This is a genomic window from Microlunatus sp. GCM10028923, assembly GCF_042666975.1.
Lineage (GTDB): Bacteria > Actinomycetota > Actinomycetes > Propionibacteriales > Propionibacteriaceae > Microlunatus.
This window is the reverse complement of sequence record NZ_JBHTFF010000002.1, coordinates 507668-520126: the sequence shown is the minus strand read 5'-3', so window position 1 is coordinate 520126 and position 12459 is coordinate 507668. Positions and strand designations below refer to the sequence as shown.

The 12459-nt window shown below is 70.7% G+C and carries 9 protein-coding genes and 1 pseudogene; 7 read left to right on the top strand and 3 right to left on the bottom strand.

The genetic code is table 11. The features are described from left to right. Positions 1-72: 72 nt before the first annotated feature. Both ACFQU4_RS06600 and ACFQU4_RS06595 read left to right on the top strand, forming a co-directional pair. Complete coding sequence (locus tag ACFQU4_RS06600; protein ID WP_377488401.1) at positions 73-1314, top strand: FAD-dependent oxidoreductase; 1242 nt, start codon at positions 73-75, stop codon at positions 1312-1314. Positions 1315-1327: 13 nt separating this feature from the next. Continuing rightward, positions 1328-2644: an MFS transporter gene (locus ACFQU4_RS06595; protein WP_377488398.1), complete on the top strand. Its 1317-nt coding sequence runs from the start codon at positions 1328-1330 to the stop codon at positions 2642-2644. A 44-nt stretch (positions 2645-2688) separates the two neighbouring features. On the opposite strand, the pseudogene ACFQU4_RS06590 reads toward ACFQU4_RS06595, so the two are convergent. Next, a pseudogene (locus ACFQU4_RS06590) lies at positions 2689-3147 on the bottom strand (TetR/AcrR family transcriptional regulator); the annotation flags it as partial. A 78-nt stretch (positions 3148-3225) separates the two neighbouring features. Here ACFQU4_RS06590 and ACFQU4_RS06585 point away from each other — a divergent pair. Beyond that, positions 3226-4668: an MFS transporter gene (locus ACFQU4_RS06585; RefSeq protein ID WP_377488395.1), complete on the top strand. Its 1443-nt coding sequence runs from the start codon at positions 3226-3228 to the stop codon at positions 4666-4668. A gap of 559 nt (positions 4669-5227) precedes the next feature. Here ACFQU4_RS06585 and ACFQU4_RS06580 read toward each other — a convergent pair. Both ACFQU4_RS06580 and ACFQU4_RS06575 read right to left on the bottom strand, forming a co-directional pair. After that, entirely contained in the window at positions 5228-7156 is a 1929-nt protein-coding gene (locus ACFQU4_RS06580; protein ID WP_377488392.1) for an ABC transporter ATP-binding protein, read from the bottom strand. Further along, positions 7153-9045 carry an ABC transporter transmembrane domain-containing protein gene (locus ACFQU4_RS06575; RefSeq protein ID WP_377488389.1) on the bottom strand — a complete coding sequence of 631 codons (1893 nt, stop codon included), beginning with the start codon at positions 9043-9045 and terminating at the stop codon, positions 7153-7155. The genes ACFQU4_RS06580 and ACFQU4_RS06575 overlap by 4 nt, the downstream gene beginning before the upstream one ends. Before the next feature lie 109 nt (positions 9046-9154). Between ACFQU4_RS06575 and ACFQU4_RS06570 the strand changes: the two genes are divergently transcribed. From ACFQU4_RS06570 to ACFQU4_RS06555, 4 genes are all read left to right on the top strand, one after another. Then, positions 9155-9736, top strand: coding sequence for a bacterial proteasome activator family protein (locus ACFQU4_RS06570; protein WP_377488386.1), 582 nt, complete (start codon positions 9155-9157; stop codon positions 9734-9736). A 103-nt stretch (positions 9737-9839) separates the two neighbouring features. Then, positions 9840-10409, top strand: a complete 570-nt coding sequence (locus ACFQU4_RS06565) for a WhiB family transcriptional regulator (protein ID WP_377488383.1) — start codon at positions 9840-9842, stop codon at positions 10407-10409. Between the two features lie 111 nt (positions 10410-10520). Continuing rightward, positions 10521-11900, top strand: a complete 1380-nt coding sequence (locus tag ACFQU4_RS06560) for an AAA family ATPase (protein WP_377488380.1) — start codon at positions 10521-10523, stop codon at positions 11898-11900. Positions 11901-11905: 5 nt separating this feature from the next. Next, the gene (locus ACFQU4_RS06555; RefSeq protein ID WP_377488377.1) at positions 11906-12346 is read left to right on the top strand and encodes a hypothetical protein; all 441 of its coding nucleotides are present in this window, start codon (positions 11906-11908) and stop codon (positions 12344-12346) included. Positions 12347-12459: the final 113 nt, after the last annotated feature.

Sequence of the window (12459 nt, the reverse complement as noted above, 5' to 3'; positions counted from 1 at the left end):
TGGACCACCCGGTCCAGAGCGTGCTACCGTGGCTCTGGACCAGGTGGTCCAGAGAGTCCGAGGAGGGCGTTCGTGTTCCGTACGGTGTCGATCCGACAGCAGGCCGAGCAGCGGAGCCGAGGGCCTCGGATCCTGATCGTCGGAGCCGGCATCGCCGGCGTGACCGTGGCCACGTTGCTCCGCCGGGCCGGCCACACTCCGGTCCTGGTCGAGCGCGGCCACGACCGTGGGCATCCCGGTTACATGCTGGCCCTGATGCCGATGGTCGATCCGGTGCTGGACGACCTCGGGGTACGGGACGCCTACCGGACGGCGAGCGTGCCGCTGTCCCGCTACGGGCTGTACGGCCACACTGGGCGCCGGCTCCGGATCGACTCGATGGCCGCCGTCCTCGACCAGTACGGCGACTACCGCGGGATCAGCCGGGGCGCGCTGCTCGAGGTGCTCACCCGGGACGGCTGCGAGGTCACCCCGGGTACGACCGTGACCGCACTGACCGAGACCCCGGACGAGGTCCGGGTCACCCTGGCCACGCCGGACGGACCGGCCGACCTGGACTTCGACCTGGTGATCGTCTGCGACGGGCTGCACTCCACCACCCGGGACCTGATCCGGCCCCGGCTCGCCGTGCAGACGGTCGACACCCACTGGGCGGGCTGGGTGGCCTGGGCACCGTCGGACCAGGAACCGGACCTCGGCGAGGAACTCTGGGGCGCCGGGTTCTTCCTCGGCGTCTACCCGGTCGCCGACCGGTTCGGCGCCATCCTCGGCGGGCCGGTCGACGACCTGCAGGCCGGGCCGGCCGCGTTCACCGCCTCGGTGCGCCGACGACTCGGCACGGTGAGCCCGCGGATGGACCGGGTCCTCGACGCGATCGCGACCGACCCCAGCCCGTACTACTGGCCGCTGACCGACTGCCGGGCGGAGCGCTGGGCCACCGGCCGTACCGTGCTGCTCGGTGATGCCGGCGCCGGCTTCCTGCCGACCGCCGGGATCGGCGCCGGGATGGCGATGGAGTCGGCCTGGGTGCTGGCCAGGATGATCATCGACGGCCGGCAGTTGGCCGTGCCCGACCTGCTGTCCCGGTACGAGAGCGCCCAGCGCCCGCGAGTCGAGGCGGCCCAGGACAACTCCCGGGTGCTGGCCCGGATGATGTTCCGGCGCAGCAGGCTGCTGGCCGTGGTCCGCGACGTCGCCGCCCGGCTGGTCAGCGTGCAGGCCGTCCTGAAGCCGATCCAGCGGCTGCTCGCCACCGCACCGGATCCCGTCCGGGCGCTCCGGGAAAACCCCTCGGCGACTGTCCGAGGCCGGTGATTGACTCAGTCGGGTGACTCTTCGGCAACTCGCCTCCGGGTCAGCGTACGCAAGCGTTCTGCGGATCCCCGCCGCGCGGCGGACCCTGCTGCTCGGAGTGATCATCCGGACCCCGCTGATGGCGGGCATGGTGACGCTGACCCTGCACGTCGTCTCGCACCTCGGCCTGTCGTACTCGGCAGCCGGGATCGCCGCCGCCGTGGTCACGGTGGCCTCGGCGATCAGCGGGCCGTGGCGGGGCCGGCTGCTGGATCGGTACGGTCTGCGCCGGACCGTCCTGCCCTCGCTGTTCGTGCTCACCGTCTGCTGGTCCATCGCGCCGTTCGTCGGCTACTGGCTGCTGCTGCCCCTGGTCGCGGTGGCCGGGCTGTTCATCGTGCCGACGTTCTCGATCATCCGGCAGGTGATGATCACCGCGGTCGATGACGAGCGGCGCAAGACCGCGCTGGTGCTGGACTCGATCGCGGTCGAGTTGTCCTACATGGCCGGGCCGGCGCTCGGCGTACTGCTGGCCACCTGGCTGGGCACCCCGATCGCGCTGCTGATCTGCGAGCTCGCCAGCGTCGCCGGCGGTGTCGCGCTGTGGCTGGTCAATCCAGTGTTGCGGCCGGCCGAGCCGCACGAGGCCACCGCCGCCAAGGTGCCGCTGCGGCAGTGGATGTCGCCGACCGTGATGCTGGTCCTGGCCGCCACGATGGCCACGATGATCGTCCTGACCGGCAGCGACGTCGGGGCGATCGCGGCCCTGCGCGCGATGGGACACGAGCCCTCGATCGGCATCGTGCTGGCCGCCTGGGGCCTCGGCTCGGCGACCGGCGGACTGATCTACGGGGCCATGCGGCGGACCGTCTCGGCGTTCACGCTGCTCGGCCTGCTGGGCCTGACCACGCTGCCGCTCGCGCTGGCCGGCGGCCCGGTGTCGTTCGCCGTGTTGATCTTCGTCGCCGGCCTGTTCTGTGCGCCGGCGATCACCGCGACCATTGATCAACTGAGCCGCGCGGTGCCGGCCCGGGTCCGCGGAGAGGCGATGGGCTGGCACGGTTCGGCGCTGACCGGCGGCTCGGCGCTCGGTTCACCGGTCGCCGGGTTCACGATCGATCATGCCGGCTGGCCGTCGAGCTTCCTGGTCGTCGGCGGCTTCGGCCTGCTGCTCGCCGTGCTCGGCACCGTCGTGATCACCGTACGGAGCCGTCGGGAGGCGCCCGGTCAGGCGTTCTCGTCGGACCCGGTGATCAACGCGGCGACCAGCCCGAGCTGCTCGGAGAACCGCTCGACGAACTCCGGCGATTCGGCCGACTCGCCGGTCAGCCCGCGGACCAACTGCGGGTAGACCGCCGGCGCGTTCGCCGCGGCGAGGAAGATCAACATCAGCACCATCGGATCGAACCGCGGATCCAACCGCCCCTCGTCCTGGGCCCGCTTGATCACCTCGGCGTTGTCGCGCAGCCGCTGATCACGTTCGGCACCGCCGATGTCGCTGTCCGGGCCGGCGTAGGCCAGCCCGTCCCAGGCCAGCAGCCGCGCCGACTGGCCGTGCTGGGCACCCGCGATCACGTACTGCCGGACCTGTTCGGCGAAGTCCGGGATCTCCTTCAGCTCCCGGCTCTCGAAATCCCACCAGAGCTCACCGATGGCCCGGTAGAGGCCCTCCTTGCCACCGAAGTAGTACGAGATCAGCTGCTTGTTCACGCCCGCCCGGTCGGCGATGTCGCCGACTCGCGCGCCGGCGTACCCCCTCGCCGCGAACTCGGCCAGACCCGCCTCGAGGATCGCCTGCCGGGTCCGCTCGGGGTCGCGCTGCCGTTCGTCGGGCTGAGGAGTCCGCCTGGCCATGGCCGTCACCTTACCCGAGCGTCGAGCATAGTCATACGTTCGGTTGACACGTTCATCCGTTCGGATGATTATGGCTTCATGAACGAGTCCCGCAGCTACCACCCGCAGCGCTGGATCGCGCTCGTCCCGCTGCTCTTCGTGGTCTTCATGGACATGGTGGACAGCCAGATCGTCGCGGTCGCGCTGCCGTCCATCCGCACCGACACCGGCGCCTCCGGTTCCGCCCTGGAATGGATCGCGGCCGGCTACACCCTCACCTTCGCCCTGGTGCTGATCACCGGCGGCCGGCTCGGCGACCGGTACGGGCGCAAGCCGTTGCTGCTGGCCGGGGTCGGCGGGTTCGTCGTCACCTCACTGATCGCGGGCCTGGCGCCGACCGTCGAGACCTTGATCATCGCCCGGCTGGCCCAGGGCGCCACCGCCGGGCTGATGGTGCCCCAGGTGCTGGCCTACGTGCAGTCGGAGTTCCCGCCGGAGGAGCGAGGCAAGGCGTTCGGGCTGTACGGCATCACGTTTCCGATCGGCGGCATGGCCGGCCCGTTGCTCGGCGGCCTGCTCACCGGCGCCGACCTGTTCGGCCTCGGCTGGCGGACGATCTTCCTGGTGAACCTGCCGGTCGGGCTGCTGGCGATGATCATGATCGCGGTCACGATGCCGAGCCGTGGCGTGAGTGCGGCGTCGCGTACCGCCGCCGTCGACCCGATCGGCATGCTGCTGGCCGGGACCGTCGTGCTCAGTCTCATGGTGCCGCTGATCCAGGGCATGCCCGCGGGCTGGCCGTGGTGGGCCGTGGGGATGCTGATCCTGTTCGTACCGCTGCTGGTGATCTTCCTCGCCCAGCAGCGCCGGCGCGGCCGTTCGGGCCGGGAGCCGTTGGTCGACCTGGGACTCTTCCGGCGGCGGGGCTTCGGTCCCGGGCTGCTGGCCGCCTGGCTGTTCCTGGCCGGCATGGCGGTGTTCTTCGTCCTCACCCTGCATCTGCAGGAGGCGCTGCGCTTCAGCCCCCTGATCACCGCCCTGACCTTCCTGCCGGCCACCTTCGGCATCGTCTCCGGCAACGGCCTCGCGATGTCGGTCGGCGCGAAGGCGGGCCGCGGCCTGGTCTCGCTGGGCGTGATCGCCAGCATGATCGGGATCGCGGGCATCGCCGTCACCGTGACCGTGACCGCCGAGCGGCTCCAACTGTGGCAGCTGATCCCGTCCGCCGTGATCTTCGGTGTCGGCCTCGGCCTGACCATGGGCAAGCTGGTCGGTACCGCCCTGCAGGAGGTGCCCGCCGAATCCGCCGGCGGCGCCTCCGGAGTGATCAACACCGTCTTCCAGCTCGGCACCGCGACCGGCATCGCCCTGATCGGCTCGGTCTACTTCGACCGGCTGCACACCGGCGTATCCTCCGCCACCGCGGTAGGCATCGCCCTCGCCGTCGCCTGCCTCCTGTTGATCATCGCCCTGTTAGCCACTCGAGGCCTCCCCCGCCCCGCGCCAACCCCCGCCCCGGAACCGGCCCTGACCTCGTCGTAGCCGAGCGTCCCCGAATCCCAGCCGAACCGTAGCCGCCCAGCACGCCAGCCACCTCGCCCGGCCGGCCACCCTGCTGGCGGGCGACCTGCTCGCCGACTGGACGCTTAGGGCAGCTCCCAGCCCCGGAAACTGCCCTTTGCGTCCATTCGATGATCACCCCGGTCACGCCAGACCTCGGCGACCGTCGTCGGCGTCGCCCACCTCCTGTTGATCATCGCCCGGCTCGCCGCCCGAGGCCTCCCCGCCCGGCCAGCGCACCCGCCGAGCCCAACCTCGAGCCGCAACTCCAGAACGCCTGACCACCCTCCCCGCTCACAGCCGCGACCGCTCCACTCATCCGCGACGGATGCAACAGTCGCGGCTCGGAACAACGGTCGCGGATGGGTGCACCGGTCGCGGATGCGTGAACCGGTCGCGGCTGCGGTTCGGGGCGAGCGACCGCTCCCTTCGAACCCGATCAGCGCTCGGTGGCGCAGCCGCAGAAGCCAGTCCAGCGCCCGGCTGCCGACCAGTTCCCCCACGGGTGAGCCCAAGGAAGCGCCGGGCTCGAGTCCCAGCCTTACGAAGTCCAGGCCCGCCAGAGGCTCGCGTACTCCCCATCAGCGGCGACGAGTTGATCATGGCTGCCGAGCTCGGCGATCCTCCCGTCGATCACCACGGCGATCCGATCGGCATCGTGCGCAGTATGCAGCCGGTGCGCGATGGCCACGACGGCCCGCCCGTGCAGCAAGGCCGCCATGGAGCCCTCCAGATGCCGCGCTGTACGCGGATCAATCAACGACGTGGCCTCGTCGAGCACCAGCGTGTGCGGGTCCGCGACGACGAGCCGGGCCAGCGCGATCTGCTGTGCCTGGGCCGGGGTGAGGTTCATCCGGCCGGATCCGATCATGGTGTCGAGTCCGTCCGGCAGCCGCTCCACCCACTCCCAGGCGTCGACGGTACGCAGGGCCTGGATCACCACCTCGTCGCCGGAGTCCTCCCGGGCCAGCACGATGTTGTCCCGGATGGTGCCGACGAAGACGTGGTGCTCCTGGGTCACCAGGGCGACCTCGGTCCGCAGCACCGGCAGCGGCAGCGAGGTCAGCTCGACCCCGCCGACATTCACGGTGCCGGTCCGCGGCCGGTTGATCCCGGACAGCAGCCGGCCCAGCGTGGACTTGCCCGAGCCGCTCGGCCCGACGATCGCCAGCCGCTCGCCCGGTTCCAGTTCCAGATCGACGCCATGCAGCACGTCGTGATCGGCCCGGTACGCGAAGCGCAGGTCCTTGCCCTGGATCTGGGTGCCGATCGGCAGCTGGTCCCCCGGCTCCCGGTCCTGCGGCACCGCCGCGATCCCGAGCAGCCGGGTGGTGGAGGCGATCCCGACCTGCAGCCGGTCCAGGTTGCGGATCAGTCGGCTCAGCGGGTCGGTGACCTGCTGGATGTACAGCACCGCCGCGGTGATCTGGCCGAGCGTCACCCAGCCGTTCACGTACCCGACGCCACCGAGCAGCAGGGTCAGCACCAGCGGCACCTGGTAGCCGGTGTCCATCCCGACGAACAGCAGGTTGCGCAGGGCCATCGTGTACCGCTCGGCCTGGCCGGAGGCGGCCATGTCGTCGTCGCTGGTCCGGTTCCGCGATCCCTGCAGCCCCAGCGCCTCGACGGTCCGGGCCCCTTCGACCGTCTCGGTCAGCGTGGTGTTGATGTCGGAGTACGTACCGCCCTCGGTGATGTAGCCCTTCGGCGCGCGGCGCAGGTAACGCCGGACAAAGATGATCAACAGCACACCGGTGAAGAGCAGCGGCAGCGAGAGCCAGACCGAGTTGAGCAGCATCGCGACGATCGTCAGCAGCGCGGTGATCGACGCGATCACGGCCTCCGGCACACCCTGCCGGACGCTGTTGCTCATCGCGCCGACGTCGCGGGTGACCCGGGTGACCAGGTCGCCCGAGCTGGCCCCCTCGACCCGGCCGAGCGGCAACTGGAGCACGGTACGGACGACGTACTCCCGGGCCGACGCCAGCACGTCCTGCCCGAACACGGTCGCCGAGGCGCGGGCCAGGAAGGTCATCGCCGCCTGCACCAGGACCACACCGGCGACCGCGAGGGCCAGCCCGTTGAGGGTGGCCGCCAGGGTGCCGGTCGCGCTCGCCGCGTCGATCAGCGAGCCGAGGATCCGCGGCACCAACAGACCGGCCACGGCGGCCAGCCCGTTCAGCACCAGCATGATCACGATCATGGTACGGCGGCGCTTGAACAGGTCGACCAGGAAGCCGGTGACCTGACGGTTCTCCGCCACCGGCAGGCCGCGCTCGGGCCGCCGCGACGCCTCGAACACGTTAAGGGCCCGCTGTTCCCGGAGCAGGTGCCGAGCATGCCAGCGCCGCAACCGTTCCCGCGGCGTCGCCCGCACCGGCGGGATCAGTTCCTCCGGCACCCGCGGCTCGTGCGCCTGTTCGCGCCAGGTCTCGGCCGACCCCTCCAAGGGGGTGATCAGCTGAGTCATCCCGGTTCCTCCATGCTGCGCACGACCACCCTGCGGTAGTCGGCGCTTCGTTCCAACAAGTCCTCGTGGGTGCCGTCCGCGATGGCACGGCCGTCCTGCATCAGCACCACCCGGTCGGCGTGGTGCAGCAACAGCGGCGAGGTCGACATGACCACCGTGGTCCGGCCAGCCCGGTGTTCGGGCAGCCGCCCGGCGATCATCGCCTCGGTGTGCGCGTCGACCGCGGAGGTCGGCTCGACCAAGATCAGGATCTCCGGGTCGGCGGCGAGGGCCCGGGCCAGCACCAGTCGCTGCCGCTGCCCGCCGGACAGTCCGCGCCCGCGTTCGTCGATCCGACCCTGCCAGCCGCCCGGCATCGCATCGAACACGTCCTCCGCGGCGGCGGTGTGCAGCGCCCGCTCCGCCTCGGCCCGGGTCAGCCGGCCCAGCGGGTCGAGCGCCGACTGCAGCGTGCCGGCGAAGACCTGGCTCGTCGTGTCCGAGACCAGGATCCGCTGCCGGACCTCACCGATGTCCACCGCACCAAGATCAACTCCGCCGACCGTGACACCCCAGTCACGGCTGGCCACCTCGAGATCCCGGGCCGCCTGCCTGGCCCTGGCCTCCTTCTGCTTGGCCCGGGCCGCCTTCGCCTCGCGGCCCTTGATCGACTCGTCGATGTCCAGGCCCACCTGCTCCGACTCCGCCGGCAGATAGCGGCCGAGCCGGTCCGCCAGCGCCGCAGAGTCGTCCGGCATCGCCGAGACGACGACGGTCAGCTCACCCGGCCGGCCGGTGAACCCGGACTCGCGGTCGACGATCTCGGCCTCGGCCGGCAGGCTCCCGGCCCGCTCCTCGGCACCCCACGGGGGCTGTTGCTCCAGTACCGCGATCGCCTTCCGGGCCGAGACCAGGCAGCGCACCCAGGTCTGGGCCAGCTCGAAGAACGTCTGCACCGGGAACATCATGAACACCGCGTACCCGAAGAAGCTGATCAAGGCGCCGACGGTCAGCTCGCCGGCCGCCACCTGACGCGCGCCGAGCCAGGTCAGGGTGACCAGCAGCAGCCCCGAGAACAGCACCGCGGTCGCGTCGACCAGGGCGTTCCAGGTGCCCGACCGGACGCCGGCCTTGCGGGCCACCTGCGACTGCTCGGCGTAGTTCTCGGCGAACGTCCGCTCGCCGCCGATGCCGCGCAGGATCCGCAGCCCGGCGACGATGTCGGTCGCCAGCGACGTCAGCTCGGACAGTCGGCTCCGTTCCACCGCCTGCCGCCGTTCCAGCGGCTTCAGCAGCGGCAGCGCGGCCGCGACCAGGACCGGGGCCGCGATCAGGACGACGATGCCGAGCTGGACCGAGGTGGAGAGGACCAGGCCCGCCACCACCAGGTACGCCACCAGGGCGCCGGCCGCTCGGGTCCCCACTTCGCAGAGGGCACCGAACATGTCGGAGTCGCCGGACGAGACGGACAGCACCTCGCCGGCCGGCACCCGCCGCAGCTGGACGTGACCCATCTGGGTCGTCTTCCGGGTGACCAGCTTCATCGACCCGTACATCGCGATCAGCCACTGGCTGACGATCATGGTGTGCCGGACGATGCCGAAGCCGATTCCGACCATGATCGCGCCGAGCAGCAGCAGCGACCAGAACCAGACCGCACCAAGATCACGGACCGCGATCCCGCGGTCGATCACCTGGCCGATCAGATAGGGCCCGATGGCGCCCGGGATGAACTCCACGACGGCGACCAACGAGGCGACCAGCAGGCTCGGTCCTTGCTGCCAGAGCAGCCAGAACAGGAACCTGCGCGGGGACGAGGTGTCAGGATCGCGAAAGCCACGCGTCCACGAACGCTTGGTGGCGTTCGGGCGCGCTGAGAACTCGGGAACCTGAGGCGGGAAGTCGAACATGACCGCACCACACTATGGCGTCGCACCGACATTCCGAACCGATTTTCTGCTCTCCGCTCAAGAGCCCGTGGGCCGCCGCCGGAGGCGTCACGCCACTAGTATCGAAGGCATGACCGACCAACCGAATCCGGAGCAGAACGCGCCCGAGCAGCAAGGCGTCGCGGGCACCACCGACGACGGCAGGGTCTATGTGGTGACGCCGACGGCGATGGCCGTCGAGAGCGCGCCGCAACCGGCTTCGGAGGAGTCCGACGACCAGCCCAAGTCGGTCACCGACATGGTCTCGCAGCCGGACAAGGTGATGCGGATCAGCGGCATGATCCGGCAGCTGCTGGACGAGGTGAAGGCCGCTCCGCTGGACGAGGCGAGCCGGCAGCGGCTGAAGGGCATCCACCAGGCGTCGATCAAGGAACTCGAGGACGGGCTGTCGCCTGACCTGGTCGACGAGCTGGAGCGGATCTCGCTGCCGTTCACCGAGGAGGGCGTGCCGAGCGATTCCGAGCTCCGGATCGCCCAGGCCCAGCTGGTCGGCTGGCTGGAGGGCCTGTTCCACGGCATCCAGACCGCGCTGTTCGCGCAGCAGATGGCCGCCCGGGCTCAACTGGAGCAGATGCGCCGCGCTCTGCCGCCCGGTTCGACGCCTCCGGGGCAGGGACCGGGACCGGGCCGCAGCGACGGCATGTACCTGTAGTCGCCGAACCCGTCGGAAAATTCTCGGGCGGCGGTGGAACCCGCCCCGACATCGCGTCGTCTCAAGCGAGGCCAACAGAGCTTCGAGACCTCCTGGAGACACGATGTCGACCCACACCACCACCAACACCGCTCACTCCTATGAGCGCACGTCCTGCCTCGACAACCCCGAGCTGTTCCAGGACCCGTTGCTGGAGGAACCGCCGTCGACCACTGCCCCGGCCTCGGTCCGGCGACGGTACTCCATGCTGGAGTCCAAGGCGCAGGAAATGTGCCAGACCTGCCCGCTGCTGACCGACTGCCTCTACCGCGCCGTCGTCGATCACAACGTCTCCGGCATCGCCGGCGGCACCACCGAACGGCAGCGCCACGAGATCCGCAAGCGCCTCGGCTGGAGCGTTCAGGCCGAGGACTTCGACACCCTGGCCGGCGTGACCGGCCGGCACCGTCAGGTGGACCACGACGAGGTCGTACGGCTTCGGCAGGCGAACCCGCACGAGAGCCTGGAGACCCTGGCCCAGCGCCTCGGCTGCTCGCTCTCCACCGTCAAGCGGCATCTGCGCCGGGCCCGGACCGAGCCGCGGCGCAACAGGAAGACCATCTCCGCACCGTCGATGGCCGCCGTCCTCGCCGCCTCCGCCGCCGTGATCAACCGGCTCCGGGTGGCCGCCTGAAGACGGTGATCATCAGTCCCTGAACCCCGACGACGCCCACGCGATCCGCAAAAGATCGCGTGGGCGTCGGTCGTTGTGGCTAGAGTCGAGGTCCACTCGGTGCGGGAGTTGATGATCATGACCTTCGATCGGCAGGAATTCGCGGCCGCGTTCCAGGAGTTCCTCCTGTACGTCAACGCCGAGGCGGGCGGCGGGGTGAACCGGACCAGCGCGCTGGGCGAGCGGGTCAAGGACTTCCTCGGCGTCGGCCTGGGCACGATGGACCCGGTCGTGGAAATGTTCGGGGAGCACCTCACGATCGACGTCGATCACGCGGTGGCCGTCCTGAACGACCGGCACGGCGGCGAACGGCTCGGCGTCTTCGGTCCGCACCGCGAGCACGTCGGGGCGTTCCTGGACCTGCTGGTCGGCTCCATGTTCCGGTTCGAGCCGGGCCCGGTGAGCCAGGTCCGCAAGCCGGTCGGGCCGGACACCGAACGTCGGGTGGTCGCCTTCGGGATCTCGCTGCTGCGGATCGGCGACGTACCGCTGGCGGTGCTGCAGCAGACGGCGAACGCCCGGTTCGGCCGGGAGGAGTATCGGCTGGAGGTGCTCTCGCCCGATCCGGAGGTCGCCGACGCCTACCTGCGCGAGGTACGGGAGGTGATGGCCACCGAGAGCGTCTTCCGCGGCCAGGTGCTCACCTTCCACCGGGACGACTTCAACAGCTTCGCGGGTGGTGCGCCGCTGACGTTCCTGCCCCGTCCGGCGGTCACGGACCGGGAGGTGATCCTGCCGGAGGGTGAGCTGGAGCGGATCGTCGGCCATGTGGTCGGCATCGGGTCGGGGGCGGACCGGTTGACGGCGGCGGGGCAGCACCTGAAGCGCGGGATCCTGCTGTACGGGCCGCCCGGCACCGGCAAGACGCACGTCGTCCGGCACCTGCTCAGCATCACGCCGGGGACGACCGCGGTCCTGCTCTCCGGCCGCACCCTGCAGTACATCTCGGTCGCGACCCGACTGGCCCGGGCGAACCAGCCGGCGGTCATCGTGCTGGAGGACTGCGACCTGATCGCCGAGCACCGTGGCGGCGACACCAATGCCGCGCTGTTCGAGACTCTTGAGGCGCTGGACGGGATCGACGGCGACGCGGACATCGCCTTCGTGATGACGACCAACCGGCCCGATCTGCTCGAGCGCGCCCTGGTCGAGCGGCCGGGCCGGGTCGACCTCGCGGTCAAGATCGACAAGCCGGACGCGGCGGCCCGGCTCCGGCTGCTCCGGCTCTACGCCGACGGGCTCGGGCTCTCCGACGAGGCGCTGCGCCGCGCCGCCGACCGTACCGACGGGGCGACCGCCTCGTTCGCCAAGGAGCTGGTCCGCCGCGCCGTGCTCCGCGCTGCCGGGCCGGTCGCCGACGGTGACCTGGACGAGGCGCTGACCGAGCTGCTGTCCGACACCGAGCAGTTCACCCGTACGTTGCTCGGCCACACGCCGGACTCCGGAGAGTGATGATCATGATCAACGCCGACGAACGGGTGATCTGGAATCGGGCTGGTGCGAGCCGTGCCGTGGACCGGCGGGCGGGCGATCTTGCCCTGGCGGCGGTGATCAGGTTCGTCGGGCTGACCGCCAATGGCGGGCTGGCGCACGCCTGCGAATCCTTGACCGCCGACGAGTTGGCGGCGGCCGAGGACGGCTATCGCTACCTCGGCCTGGACGAGGCCGCCCAGCTGGTGACCGCGGCCCGTCGCCTGGACGGGGACGATCCCGACAACGAGACCCGGTTCAGCAGGCTGGAAGGGCGGCTGGACAGGCTGGACGGGCTGACCGAGAGCCAGTTCCGGACCAGGCTCAAGGAACGGCCGGACGACTTCGCGCCGATCACGGACGAGGAGCTCGAGCTGGAGCGCCGGGAGGACTCGTCGCTGTCGCGGATCCTCGAGAGGTCCGACTGAGCCGATGATCATCGGGCGCTGACGTCCCGGCGACGATCACCCGGTCGGGGGACCCGGATCGCACCGGGTGGTGAGCCCGGCCGGGCGGCCCGCGGGAGACCGTGGCGCCATGA

Coding starts and splice junctions, on each gene's coding strand:
- ACFQU4_RS06585 (WP_377488395.1), top strand. CDS start 3,226: ATGAACGAGTCCCGCAGCTACCACCCGCAGCGCTGGATCGCGCTCGTC.
- ACFQU4_RS06580 (WP_377488392.1), bottom strand. CDS start 7,156: ATGACTCAGCTGATCACCCCCTTGGAGGGGTCGGCCGAGACCTGGCGC.
- ACFQU4_RS06575 (WP_377488389.1), bottom strand. CDS start 9,045: ATGTTCGACTTCCCGCCTCAGGTTCCCGAGTTCTCAGCGCGCCCGAAC.
- ACFQU4_RS06570 (WP_377488386.1), top strand. CDS start 9,155: ATGACCGACCAACCGAATCCGGAGCAGAACGCGCCCGAGCAGCAAGGC.
- ACFQU4_RS06565 (WP_377488383.1), top strand. CDS start 9,840: ATGTCGACCCACACCACCACCAACACCGCTCACTCCTATGAGCGCACG.
- ACFQU4_RS06560 (WP_377488380.1), top strand. CDS start 10,521: ATGATCATGACCTTCGATCGGCAGGAATTCGCGGCCGCGTTCCAGGAG.
- ACFQU4_RS06555 (WP_377488377.1), top strand. CDS start 11,906: ATGATCAACGCCGACGAACGGGTGATCTGGAATCGGGCTGGTGCGAGC.